General features: G+C 67.8%; 16 protein-coding genes. 13 read left to right on the forward strand and 3 right to left on the reverse strand.

What is annotated here, in order from left to right; translation table 11 throughout:
- The first annotated feature begins 112 nt into the window (after positions 1–112).
- The 5 genes from V9K97_RS00245 to V9K97_RS00265 all read left to right on the forward strand — a co-directional run bounded on the left by V9K97_RS00245 (position 113) and on the right by V9K97_RS00265 (position 5,560).
- On the forward strand, positions 113–2,158 hold the full coding sequence (locus tag V9K97_RS00245; protein WP_337315766.1) for a sigma-54-dependent Fis family transcriptional regulator: 2,046 nt from the start codon (positions 113–115) through the stop codon (positions 2,156–2,158).
- Positions 2,159–2,236: 78 nt separating this feature from the next.
- Positions 2,237–2,830 (forward strand): flavoprotein, encoded by a 594-nt coding sequence (locus V9K97_RS00250; RefSeq protein WP_337316020.1) that lies wholly within the window; start codon positions 2,237–2,239, stop codon positions 2,828–2,830.
- Positions 2,809–4,284 (forward strand): DUF6513 domain-containing protein, encoded by a 1,476-nt coding sequence (locus tag V9K97_RS00255; RefSeq protein ID WP_337315767.1) that lies wholly within the window; start codon positions 2,809–2,811, stop codon positions 4,282–4,284. Before V9K97_RS00250 ends, V9K97_RS00255 begins: the two co-directional genes overlap by 22 nt.
- On the forward strand, positions 4,281–4,862 hold the full coding sequence (locus V9K97_RS00260; RefSeq protein WP_337315768.1) for a DUF447 domain-containing protein: 582 nt from the start codon (positions 4,281–4,283) through the stop codon (positions 4,860–4,862). The genes V9K97_RS00255 and V9K97_RS00260 overlap by 4 nt, the downstream gene beginning before the upstream one ends.
- A gap of 5 nt (positions 4,863–4,867) precedes the next feature.
- The gene (locus V9K97_RS00265; protein ID WP_337316021.1) at positions 4,868–5,560 is read left to right on the forward strand and encodes a (5-formylfuran-3-yl)methyl phosphate synthase; all 693 of its coding nucleotides are present in this window, start codon (positions 4,868–4,870) and stop codon (positions 5,558–5,560) included.
- A gap of 34 nt (positions 5,561–5,594) precedes the next feature.
- Here the strand turns inward: V9K97_RS00265 and V9K97_RS00270 are convergent, their stop codons facing one another.
- From V9K97_RS00270 to V9K97_RS00280, 3 genes are read right to left on the reverse strand one after another with little or no spacing between them, the layout of a single operon-like run.
- Positions 5,595–6,194, reverse strand: coding sequence for an amino acid kinase family protein (locus tag V9K97_RS00270; protein WP_258505724.1), 600 nt, complete (start codon positions 6,192–6,194; stop codon positions 5,595–5,597).
- Positions 6,194–7,285, reverse strand: coding sequence for a hydantoinase/oxoprolinase family protein (locus V9K97_RS00275; protein ID WP_337315769.1), 1,092 nt, complete (start codon positions 7,283–7,285; stop codon positions 6,194–6,196). The genes V9K97_RS00270 and V9K97_RS00275 overlap by 1 nt, the downstream gene beginning before the upstream one ends.
- Positions 7,272–8,258 carry an ATP-grasp domain-containing protein gene (locus V9K97_RS00280; protein WP_337315770.1) on the reverse strand — a complete coding sequence of 329 codons (987 nt, stop codon included), beginning with the start codon at positions 8,256–8,258 and terminating at the stop codon, positions 7,272–7,274. Before V9K97_RS00280 ends, V9K97_RS00275 begins: the two co-directional genes overlap by 14 nt.
- Positions 8,259–8,299: 41 nt before the next feature.
- On the opposite strand from V9K97_RS00280, the gene V9K97_RS00285 reads away from it, so the two are divergent.
- The 8 genes from V9K97_RS00285 (at position 8,300) to V9K97_RS00320 (ending at position 17,214) form a co-directional block, all read left to right on the forward strand.
- The gene (locus V9K97_RS00285) at positions 8,300–9,037 is read left to right on the forward strand and encodes a HisA/HisF-related TIM barrel protein (protein ID WP_337315771.1); all 738 of its coding nucleotides are present in this window, start codon (positions 8,300–8,302) and stop codon (positions 9,035–9,037) included.
- A gap of 254 nt (positions 9,038–9,291) precedes the next feature.
- Complete coding sequence (locus tag V9K97_RS00290) at positions 9,292–10,536, forward strand: formylmethanofuran dehydrogenase (protein ID WP_337315772.1); 1,245 nt, start codon at positions 9,292–9,294, stop codon at positions 10,534–10,536.
- Positions 10,533–12,215, forward strand: coding sequence for a formylmethanofuran dehydrogenase subunit A (locus V9K97_RS00295; protein WP_337315773.1), 1,683 nt, complete (start codon positions 10,533–10,535; stop codon positions 12,213–12,215). Before V9K97_RS00290 ends, V9K97_RS00295 begins: the two co-directional genes overlap by 4 nt.
- A gap of 16 nt (positions 12,216–12,231) precedes the next feature.
- Positions 12,232–13,194 carry a formylmethanofuran--tetrahydromethanopterin N-formyltransferase gene (gene fhcD / locus V9K97_RS00300; protein WP_337315774.1) on the forward strand — a complete coding sequence of 321 codons (963 nt, stop codon included), beginning with the start codon at positions 12,232–12,234 and terminating at the stop codon, positions 13,192–13,194.
- Complete coding sequence (locus tag V9K97_RS00305; protein ID WP_337315775.1) at positions 13,191–14,021, forward strand: formylmethanofuran dehydrogenase subunit C; 831 nt, start codon at positions 13,191–13,193, stop codon at positions 14,019–14,021. The genes fhcD and V9K97_RS00305 overlap by 4 nt, the downstream gene beginning before the upstream one ends.
- Before the next feature lie 51 nt (positions 14,022–14,072).
- On the forward strand, positions 14,073–14,606 hold the full coding sequence (gene fae / locus V9K97_RS00310; RefSeq protein WP_258505733.1) for a formaldehyde-activating enzyme: 534 nt from the start codon (positions 14,073–14,075) through the stop codon (positions 14,604–14,606).
- A gap of 2 nt (positions 14,607–14,608) precedes the next feature.
- Positions 14,609–16,525: an aminodeoxychorismate synthase component I gene (gene pabB, locus V9K97_RS00315; RefSeq protein WP_337315776.1), complete on the forward strand. Its 1,917-nt coding sequence runs from the start codon at positions 14,609–14,611 to the stop codon at positions 16,523–16,525.
- Positions 16,526–16,557: 32 nt separating this feature from the next.
- Positions 16,558–17,214, forward strand: a complete 657-nt coding sequence (locus tag V9K97_RS00320; protein ID WP_337315777.1) for an HAD family hydrolase — start codon at positions 16,558–16,560, stop codon at positions 17,212–17,214.

The following is a 17,214-nucleotide window of genomic DNA, read 5'->3' on the forward strand; positions in this document are numbered from 1 at the left end:
GATCCACTGCGGCGCTTTTCACTGCTTGGTGTTTCACCGGGTGTGCAGCGTGTCGGCAAGTACAACAATGGACCGACCAAGGAGACACGATGGAACGCGCTGGAGACATCCAATGACATTGACGCTGCGACAAGGCGACCGGCACGCCGACCGGGTGCTCGACGTGGTGAGGCGGGGCTTTCACGAAGAGGGCAACGACCTGGTCACCCGCTCCTGGAGCCGTTGCCTCAACCAGTACCAGCTCGATCCGGGCCGTCCGCGCGAACCGGTGGTCATTGCGTCTTCGGCCTTGCAGAGCCGGCGCAACCAGCATGCCGACGTCATCGAATGCGCACGCTACGAGATGACCACGCTCTACCAGCAGTTGGCAGATGCGGAATCCGCCGTGGTGCTGACCGATACCGACGGCGTCATCGTGCACATGGTGTCGTCGCCGGAGTTTGCCGCCGAAGCCGAACCCATGGGCCTGCGCGCAGGCGGCATGTGGGGCGAGGCTGAAGCCGGCACCAACGGCATGGGCACTTGCCTTGCGGCCGCGCACCCTATCTCCGTGCGGCGCGAAGAGCATTTCTTCAGCCACTTCACGCAGCTCACGTGTTCGGCGGTGCCGGTGTTCGATCCGTCCGGCGAGATCATCGCGGTGCTTGACGTGACCAGCCGCTCGAGCCTCATGCAGCAGCACGTGCTCGTGCTGCTTGGCATGACGGCGCGCATGATCGAGAACCGCCTCATCGACAAGCGCTTCTCGAACGCGCACCCGCTGCACTTTCACAGCCGGCCGGAGTTTGTCTACACACTGCACGAAGGCAAGCTTGCCGTCGGTGACGACGGGCGCATTCTTGCGGCCAACCGCAGCGCCTTGTTCCAGCTTGGCGTGCAAACGATGGACGAGATCCGCACGCAGCGTATCGACGACCTGTTCCAGACGTCGCTCGAAGACATCGTGCAGCGCAGTCTTTCTTCTTCGTTCCATCCGGTGGTGGCGTACCGGGCCAACGCCGCGCTGCGCTTCTTTGCGGTGGCGCGTCGTCCCGCTTCCGATGCGGCCACGCCGGCGCGTGCGCGTGCCGCGGGTGCCATCACGGCGCCCATGGCGGCGGAGGCGGGTGCCGACGCCTTTCGGGCGCCGCTGCGGCCCGCCGCAACGCGTGCGCCCGGCATCCGCACATTCAAGGATGCGCGGCTCGTGGCGCACCTGGACACCGCGCGCCGCGTGGTGGCGCGCCGAACCCCCGTGCTGCTGTGCGGCGAAACAGGTTCGGGCAAAGAGGTGTTCGCGCGCGCCATCCACGAAACCAGTCCGCATGCCGAAGGCGCGTTTGTCGCGGTCAACTGCGCAAGCCTGCCAGAGACGCTCATTGAATCGGAGCTCTTCGGCTACAAGGCCGGCGCCTTCACCGGTGCGCAGCGCAGCGGCCGGCGCGGCAAGATCCTGCAGGCCGATGGCGGCACGCTGTTCCTCGACGAAATTGCCGACATGCCGCTGGAGCTGCAGGCCCGCCTGCTGCGCGTGCTCGACGAGCGGCAGGTCACGCCGCTGGGCACCGAAGAAACGCACCCGGTCGACTTCCAGCTCGTGAGCGCGAGCCACCAGCACCTGCCAAGCCTGGTGCGGGAAGGCCGCTTCCGCGAAGACCTTTACTACCGCCTGGCCGGCATCGAGCTCGACCTGCCCGCGCTGCGCGACCGCACCGACAAGCGCGAGCTGATCCACGACGTGCTGAAGGACGAGGGCGGCAGCGACTGCAGGCTTGGCGAAGATGCCGAGCGCATGCTCATGGCCTATCCATGGCCCGGCAACCTGCGCCAGTTGCGTCACGTGCTGCGCAGTGCAGCCGCGCTCGCAGACGGCAAGACCATCACGCGGGAGCACCTGCCTTCGCTTGTTGCAAGGGCTGCACCTTCGCCCGCACCGGCCTACGCGTTGCCTGCCGCGACTGCCGAAGCGGCCGACGCCCAAGGCGAAGCCGCGGCCGCCGATGCGCCGCCGGCCGTCAAGCTCAATCCGATCCAGGCCAACGAGCGGCAGGTGCTGCTGCAGATGCTCGAGCAGCACCGCTGGAACGTGAGCAACGTCGCCAAGGCGCTCGATGTCAGCCGCAACACCTTGTACCGAAAACTCCACAAGCTTCACATCGAGATCTCTCCACCCGATTGAGCCGCAGGCTCGCCAGACATGATGAACGGAGGCTCATCGGGTACCGACAAGATCGATCCGCGCGGCGCGGCCCTGGCAATGGAAGACGGCGAGCCGCCGTTGCCTGCAGCGCCGCCACGCTCGCGGCTGGCCTGGTGCGTCACGGGCTCCGGCCACTTTCTCGAAGAATCATTGGCCATTGCGCGGCGGCTGCCTTCGGTGGACCTGTTCCTTTCGGCCGCGGCAGAAGAAGTGCTGCCCATCTACAAGCTGCACATCGAGGCGCTGAAGTCGCGCTTTCGGGTGTTCCGCGACAAGACGGCCAGCGGCGTGCCCGTTGGCATGCTCTACGACGACATCTATCACACCGTGGTGGTGGCCCCGGCCACCAGCAACACGGTGGCCAAGTGCGCATTCGGCATCAGCGACTCGCTGCCGACCAACATGTTTGCCCAGGCCGGCAAGCTCGGCATTCCTGGCATCGTGTTTGCATGCGATACGGAACCGGTGGTGGTGACCAAGTCTCCGCATGACTGGGTCACGCTGCGTCCGAGGCGCATCGAACTGGACAACGTCGAGCGGCTGCGCGGCATCGATTTTTGCCAGGTGGTCTCGTCGCCCGCCGAACTCGAAGCCGTGCTCGATGCACGCATGAAGGAACTCTCTCTCGCATGGAACACATCGTCTTCCTGACCGGGCGTCTCGCCCAAGCCAGCCTCTCGCGGGTGCTGGCCGGCATAGAGGCGGCACCGTTCACATGGGAAGTGCGGGAGATCGGGTTGCAGGTGGCCGCGTTGATGACGGCCGACATGATCCGCCGCCGCGTTGCGGCACCGGTGATTACCGAGGCTGATGGCGAGGGCACCGCGCCACGCCGCGCCGACCGCATCATGGTGCCGGGCCGCTGCCGCGGCGATGTCGAGGCCTTGAGCCAATACTTCGGCGTCCCGGTGGAGCGCGGGCCGCAAGAGCTGAAAGATCTGCCGCGCCATTTCAACCGCAGCGCGCGCGCCGTCGACCTGAACGAGTACGAGGTCGCGATCTTTGCCGAGATCGTCGATGCACCGCGGCTCACCGTGGCGCAGATCGTCGAGCGAGCACGCCAGCTTGCGGCCGACGGGGCCAACGTCATCGACATGGGCTGCCTGCCCGAGACCCGCTTCGACCACCTGGCAGAAAGCGTGCAGGCGCTCAAGGCCGCGGGCTTTCAGGTGAGCGTCGATTCGAGCGACCCGCAAGAGCTGCTGCTCGGCGGCAAGGCCGGCGCCGACTACCTGCTGAGCCTGACGCTCGACAGCTTGTGGATTGCCGACGAGGTGGCCGCAACACCGGTGCTGATACCGCGCGTGCCGGCCGACGAAGAATCGCTGTACGAAGCGGTGGCGCAAATGCAGCAGCGTGGCCGCGCATTCCTCGCCGATTCGATTCTCGACCCCATACCCTTCGGCCTGACCGCCTCCATCGTGCGCTACCACCGGCTGCGCGAGCGTTTTCCCGATGCGCCGATCATGCTTGGCGTGGGCAACGTCACCGAGCTGACCGAGGCCGACACCAGCGGCATCAACGCGGTGCTGTTCGGCATTGCCGCCGAGCTGAACGTGGCGGCAGTGCTGACCACGCAGGTGAGCCAGCATGCGCGCCGCGCGGTGAGCGAGGCCGACTGGGCGCGCCGCATCATGCATGCGGCGGCCCGCAATGCCACGCTGCCCAAGGGCATGAGCGATGCGCTGATGACGGTGCATGCCAAGCATCCGTTCCCCGATACGCCGGAAGAAATCGGCGAGATTGCCTCGCAGGTGCGAGACCCCAACTTTCGCGTGCAGATTTCGCCGCTGGGCCTGCACGTGTACAACCGCGACGGTTTGCGGCTGGGGCAGGGCGCCTTCGAGCTCTGGCCGCAGCTCAAGCTGCAGGACGATGCCGACCATGCCTTCTACATGGGCGTGGAACTCGCACGCGCCGAGATCGCATGGCAGCTTGGCAAACGCTATGTGCAAGACCAGCCGCTCGACTGGGGCTGCGCCGCGCCGCGGCCTGCTGAAGACCTTGCGCGCTGGTGCGCGCCGGGCACGACCATGAAGACATCGAAGAACAACGCGCAAGAGCCCGGCGCCGTGAGCACGGCCGCCGCGCCATCACCCACATGAACGACCAGATCTTCGAAGCCGTGGTCACCACCGTTGCGCCCGGCGGCAAGCCGCACGTGGCGCCAATGGGCATCCGCTACCGCGAAGACGGCATCCTGCTGATGCCGTTCAAGCCCTCGACCACGCACGACAACATCGTGGCCACTGGTCATGCGGTGCTCAACATCGTGTGCGACACCCGCGTGTTTGCGGGCTGCGTCACTGGCCGCAAGCTGTGGCCCACGCTGCCCGCCGAACGCATTGAAGGCGTACGGCTTGCCGCGGCACTGCGCCACGTAGAGCTTGAACTGGCCGAGCAGCGCGACGACGTGCAGCGGCCGGTGCTGCGGATGGTGGCGGTGCACGAGGCCACCCATGCGCCCTTCGTCGGCTTCAACCGGGCACAGGCCGCGGTGATCGAAGGCGCCGTGCTGGTCAGCCGCCTGCACATGCTGCCCCCCGAGAAAGTGGAAACCGAAATGACCTACCTGCAGATTGCCATCGACAAGACCGCCGGCCCCGAAGAGCATGAGGCCTGGGAGTGGCTGCGCGCCGCCGTCGCGCAGCACCGCAACGGCACACCGGAGCGCGCATCGTGACCCGCATGCTGGTGAGCGTGCGCAGCGTGGATGAAGCCTTGATTGCCGCGCGCGGCGGGGCCGACTTCATCGACCTGAAGGAGCCGAGCGATGGCGCACTGGGCGGCTTGCCCGTGGCAACCATCGGCGCCATCGTGAGTGCATTGCGCGCGCACGGCATCGGCCTGCCGGTGAGTGCGACGATCGGCGACTTGCCCATGCATGCGCTCGACAGGATCCTCACGCAAGTCGATGCGGTCGGTGTTTGCGGTGTCGACTACGTGAAGGTCGGCATCGAGCGCGGGCCCGAGGCTTTCGCGGTGCTCGACGCGCTCTCCGCCTGCGACTGGCCGGTGGTGCCGGTCTTCGTTGCAGACCATGGCATCGACGCGGCGCTGGTCGCGCATGCCTGCACGCTCGGGTTTCCGGCGCTCATGGCCGACACTGCCGACAAGCTGGCCGGCAGCCTGTTCGATGCCGTGCCGACGGCGGACCTGCGCGCCTTCGTCGGCCGTGTGCGCGCTTCGGGCCGGCTCGTCGGCCTGGCGGGCGCGCTGCGCATGGCGCACGTTCCCTTGCTGCAATCCCTGGCGCCCGACTTCGCGGGCTTTCGCAGTGCTGTTTGTGTTGCCGATCGCAAGACGGCGCTGTGCCCGGAGCGGCTTGTGGCCTTGGCCGCATCGTTGCACGGCGAGGCTGTGGAGATCGCGCTCGCCTGAGTGCCCGGCGTGTGGCCGTATCCGGCCAGCAGCTTCAGCGCGGAACGAAGGTGGCTTCGCCCAGCAGCAGCGCCCGCATGGTCTCCAGCTGGTTCTTGTGAAGCAGCGTGATCGGAAAGGCCGCATCGCCGGAGCGGTCGGCAAACTGCTGGTCCACCACACCCGCATCGCCAAGCTCGCCCAGCGTCATCTGCGGATCGATGGCGCAAGACTTGACCAGCACCAGTTGCTCGGCATTGAGATGCTTTGCCAGGTCGAGCGCAATCGTGTCCGAGGTGGCCTCCCAGCCGGTGCGCGAATCAGGCTTGTCGCGCCGCAGTTCAAGCGGCAGCCACAGCGCGGTTTTTCCGCGCCGCAGCAGGTCGGGAATCTCGGTCTTGCGTGTTGCGAGCTGCAGCGCCGGGTTGAGCGCATGCAGCTGATACGCCGTCTGCGCCATGGCCAGCACCGCCATGTTGTGGGCGGCCAGGTCGTTGAACTGCCAATGCGCCTGCACGCGCCGCACTTCGTCCGCAAAGGTGCCGCCGCCGCAGACCACCGTCACGCGGCCGCCGCCGATCTGCGTGAGCAGATCGAGCCACTGCGGCAGCACCGGGTCCGAGCAAAGGCTGCCGCCGATCTTGACGACCCACATCAGTCGTGCTCCCTTTCGAAAAGCGCCGCCGCGGCGACGCTGGGTGCGCACACCTGCGCCCAGGCGGTCGTGCCTGGGGTTGCATGGCGGGCCACGTTGGCGACGTCGCCGCCATAAGAAGCAAAGCGGTGCGGGGCGGACGCGGCTGTTGCCACCGCCGCTGCAAGATCCGGTACCAGGAACGCACCGCAGCCCGCGCTCACGATCACGGCTTCGCGCGAAAGCGCATGCACCGCCAGCACACGGCGCAGTTGCGAACCGATGGCCTCGACCTGCGCCGCGCGCCAGGCACGCGCAAGCTCCAGCCATTCTTCCGCGGAGGCATCGCGCTCGTCCAGGCCCACCATGCGCGCAAGCCGCTGGCGCGTCGCGGCCAGGCTCTTGGCCGCGTTGTCGGCGCTCGGGTACAGGTCGTGCGCCGGGTCGAGCTCGCCGCACAGCCGGTAGACGTCGGCCGTGGTGGCGAAGAACTCGTTCATCACGTGGCTTGCCCGGCCGCGCCATTCGATGCGCTGCGTGAGCGCACACACGGGCGTGCGCACCACGCCGTGGTAGGCAAGCTCTCCGCTCACCAGGCGTTCGGCGTCGGTGCGGCTGGTGGCCAGCACGCGCTCGTTGCCGAAGGCGATCAGGTCGGTAGTGGTGCTGCCGATGTCGACCAGCACGCCTTGCGGAAACACCAGCGCGGCATGCCGCGCGGTGGCGAGCCAGTTGGCCGATGCAATGTGCTCCCAATGCCGCGTGACCTGTGCGGGGGCGCACCAGCCAGCGTCTCCGGCAAAGAAATGCAACGCGCCCGGCCGGGAGGGAAGCGCGGCCGCCAGCGCGGCCGCAATGCCCCGCACGCCGGCTTCGCGGTCGGGGAACAGGTCGACCATTTCGCCCGTCATGGTCACGGCGTGGCGTGCCGTATCGAAAACCGGCCAACGCGTTCGCGCAGCCTGCAGCGCGCGCGCCAGATGATCGAGGCCTTGCCAGAGCGGGCAACCCCATTGCGCCACGTCGACCACCTCGCCGCCTTGCAGCAGGCAGGCCTTCACATGCGCGCCGCCGATGTCCCACCCGATGGTGATGCGTTCAGGCGTCGGCACGTGCAAGTTCCCGTTCGGCGAGTTCGCCGCGCCCGCGGTCCGCCAGCAGTTCGGCTGCAAGATTGCGGCCCAGCGCGGCCGAGAGGCCGACATAGGCACAGGTGACGCGCGGGTTCACCTCGATCACCACCGGCCCGTGCCGCGGATGCCACACCAGGTCGATACCCGCGAACCCGCGCAGCCCCGGGATGGCGCGGGCCACCTGCATGGCCAGTTCGGCCAGCGGCTGACGGCGCGGGTCGCCCCGGTCCACCGCATCGACGCTCACACCGTCGAACGACAGGCTTCCCTGCGAGTCGATCGAAATGCACTGGCGGTTGATGCTCAGCATTTCGGCATTCTGCTCCGTGCACAGCAGCGAGAGGCTCAGGGCTTCGCCTTCGATCCATGGCTCCAGCGTCAAGGTGGCGCCGGCCCGCGTGCGCCGGTCCTGGTCTTCGAGCGCGTTTGCGTGGCGCGTGTGCACATGGGTGGCCACGCCGCCGGCGCCGTCGTCGGGCTTGACAACCCAGCGTTCTATCTCGGGCGCATCGGCAAAGGCCAGGGGCGTTGGCACGCCATGGGCCGCCAGGTGCGCGAGCGTGGCCTTCTTGCCCGCCGTCAGCTCGATGGCACCGGCGCTGCAGCCGAGCCAGCGCGCGTTGCCAACCGTGCGTTGGAACCTGGCCAGCAGCCCGTCCGTCTCGGGCGCGACCAGCCACACCACATCGTGCAGCACGCTCTGGCGCGCCACGAAGTCGAAAGCCGATTCGTTGGCAAGCGGCCGCAGCGGCGCCGCGCCGGCGGGCAGGGTGTTCCCCGGTTCGCAGACCGCGGCCGAGACCGAACAATCGGCGACGCGCATCAAGTCGGCCACCATGGCGTCTCGCATCGAGAGGCCCAGCGGCAGCAGCTCATCGGCGGCCGCATCGTCGCTGTAGTCGCTCCAGCCGCCACCGCTGAGATACTCATAGACAAACACGCGTGTCGTCATTTCATCATCCACTTTCCGGGTACGTTCCCCATCACTTCCCAATGACTTCCGAACTGAACCTGATTCCCGTCGTCGACTTGCTGCAGGGCCAGGTGGTGAGGGCGGTGCGCGGCGATCGCAAGTCGTACCGGCCGATCGTTTCGGCGCTGTGCGCCAGCAGTGATCCGGTGACGGTGGCGCGCATCCTGTGCGAGCACTGCGCGGCGCGGCAGCTGTACGTGGCCGACCTCGATGCGCTGCAAGGCGGCGCGGCGCAGATCGCCGTGCTGACCGATGTGCTCGAGGCATTGCCCCATATCGAACTCTGGCTCGACGTGGGCCTGGCGGACGCCGCGGCTGGCGAGGCAGTGCGCAAGCAGCTGGCGCCTTTCGCGTCCCGCATCGTGCTCGTCTTCGGCAGCGAATCGCTGCGCTCGCGCGAAGCCCTTGAGCGCTGTTTCGAAAACGCGAACGGCGATGCTGAAGCGGGCGTGCCCGGCGCCGCGCTCTCGCTCGACCGCCGCGACGGCCGGCGGCTCGACCAGGCCGGCTGCTGGGACGCGGTGGACCTGTGGCCGCGGCGGCTGATCGTGATGACGCTCGAGCGTGTCGGCTCCGGCGCCGGGCCCGACCTGGAAACCTTGCAAGAGGTGCGGCGGCTGGCGCCGGGGGCCATGGTCATCGGCGCCGGTGGAATCCGCAGCCCCCAGGACCTGGCGCTTGCCAGTGCCGCCGGTGCCGACGCCTGGCTGGTCGCCAGCGCATTGCACGACCTTCAGTTGCCGCGGGTGCACCGCTGATCCGGCGGGTCCGGCGCAACGAGGGTGGGTGAGGCATGCCATCAACCCGCCGCACACACGAACCGTGCCATCCCAGCGGGGGCTTGCAAGTACTGCCGATGGCCTCTGCCGGCACGCATTGACCGCCAAAATCGCAACACTGTGTCTCAAACGCGTGTGTCATGAAGGCCTTCCTGTAGCTGTCCGGCCAAGACGCCGCTAGGCAGGCCCCGCCCGGGCGGTGAATGGCACATGGCTTGCGTGGTCGCCAGCCCATGAGCGAACTCGATCCCGCCGCCGCGCAGCCCGGCCACCTTCCGTGGACCTGCCCGTTCTGCCCCCTGTTGTGCGATACCTTCGGCGTCGATGTCGGCCCGCCCGGCACGCCGCTGAAGCTTGTCGGCAGCGACTGCCCGCGGGCCAGCGCTGCGCTGGCCGAGTTCAACGGTGCCCCCGTCGCGTCGCAGCCACAGGTCGATGGCAGCGACTGCGACTTCGACACGGCCATTGCTGCCGCTGCCTCCGTGCTCGCAGCCAGCCATCAGCCCCTGTTCGGCGGCCTTGGGACCGATGTGGCGGGTGCCCGCGCGCTGTACGCGCTGGCCTGCGAAACCGGCGCCATCTGCGATGCCGCGCAGGGCCAGGCCATGATGCACGGCCTGCGTGCGCTGCAAGACCGCGGCGGCTTCACCACCACGCTGGCGGAAGCAAGAACGCGCGCCGAGCTGATCGTCTGCATGACGGGCGACCCCACGGCGCGATATCCGGAGTTCTTCCGCCGATGCGGCATAGGCGAGCGCGACGACGTGCAGACCGAAATGCTGCCCATGGCAGGCGACATGTTCGATACCGTGGGCTTGCTCGCGGCTTTGGTGGCGGGCCGCATCTGGCCAGACGACGCGCGCGTACCGGCCGAGCTGGTTGCCCTGTCCGTGCGGTTGCGGGCGGCGCGCTATTCGGTGCTGGTGTACGAGCCGGGCCGCCTGCCGGCACAGGGCGCGTTGATTGTCGAAGCCATCCAGCGCATCGTCGCCACGCTCAACCGGAGCACGCGCGCTGCGTCGCTTTCGCTGGGCGGTGGCGACGGTGCCGCCACAGTCAACCAGGTGTTCACCTGGCTTTCGGGCCTGCCGCTGCGCTCGCGTGCCGGGCCGCTCGGCCTGGAGCATGAGCCGTTGTGCTTCGATGCCGGCCGCCTGCTGGCCGACGACGCAGTCGACGCGCTGCTGTGGGTGTCGAGCTACGGCCCCGAGCCCGCACCGCCCCAGGCCGACATGCCGCGCATCGTGCTCGGGCACCCGGGCATGCGGCCGCAGGGTGGGGGGGCGAGTGCGCGCAAGCAGGTGTTCATTCCCGTCTCGACACCCGGCATCGGTTGTAGCGGCCATCTGTTTCGCACCGATGGCTCGGTGCTTTTGCCCCTGCGGCCGTTGTACGAAGACGGACTGCCCAGCGTGGACGATGTCGTCAGGCGCCTGACGCAAGCCGTGAAAGCGCTGAAGCGGGAGCGGGCGCAATGACGACGCTGCGCCTGCGCGGTGGCCGCGTGATCGACCCGACGAACGGCCGCGACGAGGTGTGCGACCTGTACGTGCGCGACGGCCGCATGGTCGATCTGGCGCCGCACGAGGCCGCCACCGAAGAGATCGACATCGGCGGCTGCATCGTCATGGCCGGCGGCATCGACATGCACACCCACATCGGCGGCGGCAAGGTCAACCTTGCGCGCATGCTGCTGCCCGAAGACCATCACGCCAATGCCAACCCCCTGGCGCTGCCGGACAACCTGCTCGAGCTTGCATCGTGCGGCGGCTGCGCGCCCGGCACCCTGGCCACGGGCTACCGCTATGTGGAGATGGGCTACACGGCGGCCTTCGAGCCGGCCATGATGGCTTGCAACGCACGCCACACGCACATGGAAATGGGCGACACGCCCATCCTCGACCATGGCGCATACGTGATGCTCGGAAACGACGAGCTCTTCTTGCGCATGCTGGCCGAGGGCTGGGACTTCGAGCGCATTCGCGACTACGCGGGCTGGACCATTAACGCCAGCAAGGCGATGGGCGTGAAGGTGGTGAACCCGGGCGGCATCTCGGCCTTCAAGTTCAACCAGCGCAAGCTCGATGTCGACGAGAACCATGTGCACTGGCAGGTCACGCCCAGGCAGGTGGTGCACACGCTGGCGCGCGCGCTGCGCGAGCTTGGCGTGCCGCATCCGCTGCACATTCACGGCAGCAACCTGGGGGTGGCGGGCAACATCCAGTCCACGCTCGACACCATTGCCGCGCTGGACGGCTTGCCCGGGCACCTCACGCACATCCAGTTCCATGCCTACGGTACAGAGGGGCCGAAGAAGTTTTCTTCCGCCGCGCTGCAGCTTTCTGAAGCGGTGAACGCCAACAAGAACGTGAGCATCGACGTCGGCCAGATCATGTTCGGCCAGACCGTCACAGCTTCGGGCGACACCATGCGCCAGCATGCGCAATCGGGCCTGGCCGATCCGCGCAAATGGATCGGCGCCGATATCGAATGCGAAGCCGGCTGCGGCGTGGTGCCGTTCCGCTACCGCGAGCAGAGCTATGTGAACGCGCTGCAGTGGGTCATCGGGCTAGAAATTTTCTTGCTCGTCGACGATCCGTGGCGAGTGGTGCTGACCACCGACCATCCCAACGGCGGGCCGTTTACCAGCTACCCGCATCTGATCCGCCTGCTGATGGACCGCAGCTTTCGCGAGGAGCAACTGGCCAAGCTGCACCCCGAGGTGGCGGCGCAGGCCGCGCTGCGCTCGATCACGCGCGAGCTGTCGCTCTACGAGATTGCCATCATGACGCGCGCCGGCCCCGCGCGCCTGCTCGGCCTGCGCGACCGTGGCCACCTTGGCGTGGGCGCCGCGGCGGATATCGCGGTGTATCGCGAAAACGAGAACCGCGAGGCCATGTTCGCCACGCCCGAATACGTGTTCAAGGACGGCGTGCTGGTCTCGCGCGCCGGGCGAGTGACGGCGGTGCCCACGGGCGGAACGCACTTTGTGGCGCCGGAGTACGACCGCGGCATCGAGCAGCGGCTGCGCCGGCACCTGGCCGCGCATGGCTCGGTCAACTTCGACCACATTGCCATCGGCCACGATGAGCTTTGCCGCTGCTGCAACGGCGGGCGGCTGCTGCCGGCGGAGTGCTTCCAGGAGGCCTCGTCATGAAGAAGGCGTTCGCGGCATGACGGGCCCTTCATCCGTTCAGCGCAACGGCGTCGTCATCGACCAGACCTTCGCCGAGGCCTTTCCGATGAAGGCGACCCGCATCGTCATCACGGCGCACACGCTCGAGTGGGCGCGCCATGCGGCGGTATCGGCCACGGGCTTTGCAACCTCGGTGATCGCGTGCGGCTGCGAGGCGGGTATCGAGCGCGAGCTGGGCCCGCACGAAACACCCGACGGCCGGCCGGGCGTGAACGTGCTGATCTTTTCGATGTCGGGCAAGGAGCTGGGCAAGCAGTTGGAGCGCCGTGTCGGCCAATGCGTGTTGACCTGCCCGACCACGGCGGTGTTTGCCGGCCTGCCGCGCACGGCCGGCGGCGACGTTGCGGCGCTTGGCAAGAACTTGCGCTTCTTCGGCGATGGCTGGCAGATCTCGAAGGTGATCGACGGCGTGCGCTACTGGCGCGTGCCGGTGATGGACGGCGAATTCGTGGCGCAGGAAGACACGCCCGTGGTCAAGGCCGTGGGCGGCGGCAACCTGCTGCTGCTCGCGCGCGACACCGACGGCGCGCTGGCGGCCGCCGAGGCCGCCGTGGCCGCGATGAAGCGGCTGCCCAATGTGGTCATGCCGTTTCCGGGTGGCGTGGTGCGGTCGGGCTCGAAGGTGGGGAGCCGCTACGCAAACCTGAACGCATCGACCAATGGTGCGTTCTGTCCGAGCCTCGTCGGGCTGGTGCCTCACAGCGAGCTGGCAAGCAATGGCGGTACGCACGCAGCGCAGATCGGTTGCGTGATGGAGATCGTGATCGACGGCCTGACCGAAGCCGATGTGGCTGCCGCCATGTGCGTGGGCATGGAAGCGGCAATTGGCATTGGCCCGGCCGGCGGGCTGGTGCGTATTTCGGCGGGCAACTACGGCGGCAAGCTCGGCCCGTTTCACTTTCATCTGCACAAGCTGCTCGGCGCGGGAGATGCGCCATGAGCGGATGGAACCTCAGGCTGCGGCAAGTGCCCGCATTGCGCGTCGATCTGCGCGGCATCACGCCGTCAGCGCTGGCCGGACTTTCGGCGGCGCAAGTCGAACAGCTGCCCGTGGGCCATGGCAACGAGATGCTTGCGCTGGCCGAATTGTTCAGCATTGCGCCAGACAAGGAAGAGGGCGTGCTTCGCTTCGAAGGCAACCTCGAGCGCGTCGACCGCATCGGCTGGCAGATGGACACCGGCCGCATCCGCATCGAAGGCCATGCCGGCCACTATGCGGGCGGCTGCATGCGCGGCGGCGAGCTGCGCATCGAAGGCCGCGCCGGCCTGTTGGCCGCCTGCGAAATGGCCGGCGGCACCATCGACGTAAAGGGCGACGTCGGCGACTTTGCCGCCAGCACCTTGCCCGGCAGCATGGACGGCATGCGCGGCGGCACCTTCGTCGTTCATGGCAACGCGGGCGAGCGTTTTGGCGACCGCATGCGCCGCGGCACCGCGCTGGTCCATGGCGGGGCGGGCGCCTTCCTGGGCTCACGCATGGTGGCCGGCACGATTGCCGTGGGCGGCAGTGTTGGCGCGCATGCCGGCTATGGCATGCGCCGCGGCAGCATTGTTTTCGCGGAGGCGCGGGCAGCCTTGCCCGAAGGCACCCGGTCGGCGCCGACCTTCGTGCCGAACCGCGCCGCGACGCCGGTCTTCTGGTCGCTGCTGGCGCGCGATCTTGCACGCCATGGCGGGCTTTTCAGCGACTTGCCGATGCGCCGCATCGAACGCCACCTGGGCGACCTTTCCGCCGACGGCAAGGGCGAACTCATCGTGTGCCTGTGACCCGCTTCCCCACGTTTCTTCAAAAACCCTCCTGCCAAATCTTCCTTTGATATGACGCATCCTTATATTTTTCACGCCGGCGAAGCCACCGTTCTTGCGAGGGAAGGGCAGTTCACCGACGCCATGCCCGAAATCCTGATCGGCGCGACCGACGGCCCGGTGGGCCATGCCTTCGCGGGCATGATGGCCCAGAGCAAGGGCCACACCGCCATGTTCGCGATTCGTGCCTGCAACCAGCTCGTGCGGCCCGCGACCATCATGGTGCCCAAGGTCACGCTGAAGGATTCGGCCAACATCGACCTGTTTGGCGGGGTGGTGCAAAGCGCAACGGCCGACGCGGTGGTCGACTGCCTGATCGATGGCATCATTCCCAGGAACCTGGCCAACACGCTGTGCATCATCAGCCTGGTGTGGATCGATCCGCGCTGCGCCAAGGACGAGAATCTCGACAAGAAAGACATGTACCGCACCAACTACGAAGCCACCAAGCTCGCCATCCGCCGCGCGCTGAGCAACGAGCCGTCGGTGGACGAGCTGATTGCCAACCGCCACCGCATCAAACACGACATGGACGACTGGAGCTGACCTTGCCCGCCTTCGCGCTTCTCGACGACTGCGGCTCCACGGCCGAGCGGCCCACCAGCCGGCTGCACACCGGGTTCGTCCGCGAACACCGGTGCACCGACGCGGCCCGGCTCGACGAGGTGTGGGCGCAGGTCGATGCCGACTTGCGCGAAGGCTTGCACGCGGTACTGCTGGCCGACTACGAATGGGGCGCCAAACTGCTTCACGCGGGGCAGGCGCGGCTTTCTCCGGCCGACGCTTCGGCATTGCGCGTGCTCATGTTCCGCGAATGCGCCCGGCTCTCGGCCGGCGAGGCGGGTGCCTGGCTGGCAAAGCTCGAACAGCACGAGGCTGGTGAACCGCATGCAGCTGGCCAGCCGCAGCCCGCCGGCGTGATGGACCTGCACCCCAGCATCGACGAAGCCGCCTTCACCGAGGCCATCGCTCGCATTCACGAGGCCATTGCCGCGGGCGAGACCTACCAAGTCAACTTCACCTACCGGCTGCATGGCCGAAGCTACGGCTCGCCCGTGGCCCTCTACCGGCGGCTGCGCGAGCGGCAGCCCGTGGCCTATGGCGCGCTGATCGCCTTGCCTGAGGGCACCGGCAAGGCCGGCGAGGGCGATGCGACCCACGTGCTCTCTTGCTCGCCGGAGCTATTTTTGCGCCACGACGCGGGCGTGCTTACCGCGCGCCCCATGAAAGGCACCGCCGCGCGCGCCGACGCACCCGAGGGCGACAGCGAAATGGCACGCCTGCTCTCGGTTGACACCAAGAACCGCGCCGAGAACGTGATGATCGTCGACCTGCTGCGCAACGACATCGGCCGCGTGGCGCAGGTCGGTTCGGTCAAGGTGCCGACGCTCTTTGCCGTTGAACCCTACGCCACGGTGTTCCAGATGACCTCGACGGTGCAGGCAAGGCTGCGCGCGAACGTCGGCATGCCCGAGCTGCTGCGCGCGGTGTTTCCCTGCGGCTCCATCACCGGCGCGCCCAAGCACCGCACCATGGAGTGGATTGCGGAACTCGAGAGCACGCCACGCGGCCTTTACTGCGGCGCCATCGGCTGGATCGATGCGCCGGGGCAGGGCGCGTCGATCGGCGACTTCTGCCTCTCGGTGGCCATTCGCACACTCACGCTCGGCGACGAGGCCGAAGGCTTGCGTCCGCTGCGCCTGGGTGTCGGGGCGGGCATCGTGCAAGACAGCGTCGCGGCGGACGAGTTCGAAGAGTGCTTGCTCAAGGCGCGCTTTCTCACTGCGCTCGACCCCGGCTTCGAGCTTTTCGAAACCATGCTGGTTACACCGGGCGACGGCATCCGCTACCTCGACCGGCACCTGGGCCGGCTAGCGGGCAGCGCACGCGCGTTGGGCTTCAGGTTCAGCCGCGATGCCGCAATGGAAGCGCTGCGCGATGCGCTTCCCGCGCTTTCGCCCAGCCAGCCTTCACGCCTGCGCCTGGCGCTCGCGCACGACGGGCGCATCGGCATCACGCACTCGCCGTTGCCGCCTCTGCCTCCCGGCGCGGTAAAGCTCATCGTGGCCGACCAGCGCCTGCCCAATGCCAGCCCGTTGGGCGCGTTCAAGACGACCGTGCGCCAGCACTACGACGCCGGCGTGCGCGCCGCCGAACGCGCCGGCGCCTTCGACAGCCTGTTCTTCACCGAAGACGGCCGGCTCGTCGAAGGTGGGCGCAGCACGCTCTTCGCGCGCATCGACGGACGCTGGTGGACGCCGCCCGTCTCCGACGGCGCGCTGCCCGGCGTGATGCGCGGCGTGCTCATCGAAGATTCCATCTGGGAGGCCGCGGAACGCAGCCTGTATTTGCAAGACCTGCAAACGGCGCAGAAGCTCGTGGTGTGCAACGCTTTGCGCGGCGTGCTGCCTGCGCAGCTGCTCATGCAAGCGCAGCTCCAGCCGCACGAGGCGTCGGCCGCCTGACGCAGCAGCGGCTGGCGGCCGGTTTGCATGCAATGAAACTGGCACTCTTCGACCTCGACCACACGCTCATTCCGTTCGACAGCGGCATGGCGTGGACGCGCCTCCTTGTGGCGCGCGGCGTGCTGCCGGCGGATGCCGAAACGGTCTACCTCGGCTATTGCCAGCAGTATGTGGACGGCACGCTCGACATCCGCGAGCTGCACCGCGTGAGCGTTGCGCCGCTGGCAAGCTTCGGCATGGCGACGCTGCGAAAATGGGCGGCCGAGTTCGAAGCCGAGATAGAACCGCGGGTGCCCGGCCAGATGCGTGCGCTGGTGCGAAAGCACCAGGACGCCGGCCACCTCTGCGCCATCGTCACCGCCACCACCCGCTTCATCGCCGAACCCTTCGGCCGTGTGTTCGGCGTTGCCGACGTGCTGGCCACGCGCTCACTCGTGATCGACGACACGCTCGACGGCGGCATCGATGGCGACCCGTGCTTCGGTGTTCACAAGCTTGCGCATGTGAACGAATGGCTTGCGCTGCGCGGCACGCGGCTCGATGCGCTGGAGCAGTCGTGGTTCTATTCCGATTCGACGAGCGATCTGCCGTTGCTGGAGGCGGTGTCTGATCCGGTGGTGGTTGCGCCGGACCAGCGGTTGCGTGCCCATGCGCTGAAAGCCGGCTGGCCGGTTCTCGATCGCAATTGA

It is taken from the genome of Variovorax sp. CCNWLW186 (assembly GCF_037203865.1).
Classification (GTDB): Bacteria; Pseudomonadota; Gammaproteobacteria; order Burkholderiales; family Burkholderiaceae_C; genus Variovorax.

Bases quoted from the DNA above. Each gene is read 5' to 3' on its own strand.
- V9K97_RS00245 (WP_337315766.1), top strand. From the start codon at position 113: ATGACATTGACGCTGCGACAAGGCGACCGGCACGCCGACCGGGTGCTC.
- V9K97_RS00250 (WP_337316020.1), top strand. From the start codon at position 2,237: ATGGAAGACGGCGAGCCGCCGTTGCCTGCAGCGCCGCCACGCTCGCGG.
- V9K97_RS00255 (WP_337315767.1), top strand. From the start codon at position 2,809: ATGGAACACATCGTCTTCCTGACCGGGCGTCTCGCCCAAGCCAGCCTC.
- V9K97_RS00260 (WP_337315768.1), top strand. From the start codon at position 4,281: ATGAACGACCAGATCTTCGAAGCCGTGGTCACCACCGTTGCGCCCGGC.
- V9K97_RS00265 (WP_337316021.1), top strand. From the start codon at position 4,868: ATGCTGGTGAGCGTGCGCAGCGTGGATGAAGCCTTGATTGCCGCGCGC.
- V9K97_RS00270 (WP_258505724.1), bottom strand. From the start codon at position 6,194: ATGTGGGTCGTCAAGATCGGCGGCAGCCTTTGCTCGGACCCGGTGCTG.
- V9K97_RS00280 (WP_337315770.1), bottom strand. From the start codon at position 8,258: ATGACGACACGCGTGTTTGTCTATGAGTATCTCAGCGGTGGCGGCTGG.
- V9K97_RS00285 (WP_337315771.1), top strand. From the start codon at position 8,300: ATGACTTCCGAACTGAACCTGATTCCCGTCGTCGACTTGCTGCAGGGC.
- V9K97_RS00290 (WP_337315772.1), top strand. From the start codon at position 9,292: ATGAGCGAACTCGATCCCGCCGCCGCGCAGCCCGGCCACCTTCCGTGG.
- V9K97_RS00295 (WP_337315773.1), top strand. From the start codon at position 10,533: ATGACGACGCTGCGCCTGCGCGGTGGCCGCGTGATCGACCCGACGAAC.
- fhcD (WP_337315774.1), top strand. From the start codon at position 12,232: ATGACGGGCCCTTCATCCGTTCAGCGCAACGGCGTCGTCATCGACCAG.
- V9K97_RS00305 (WP_337315775.1), top strand. From the start codon at position 13,191: ATGAGCGGATGGAACCTCAGGCTGCGGCAAGTGCCCGCATTGCGCGTC.
- fae (WP_258505733.1), top strand. From the start codon at position 14,073: ATGACGCATCCTTATATTTTTCACGCCGGCGAAGCCACCGTTCTTGCG.
- V9K97_RS00320 (WP_337315777.1), top strand. From the start codon at position 16,558: ATGAAACTGGCACTCTTCGACCTCGACCACACGCTCATTCCGTTCGAC.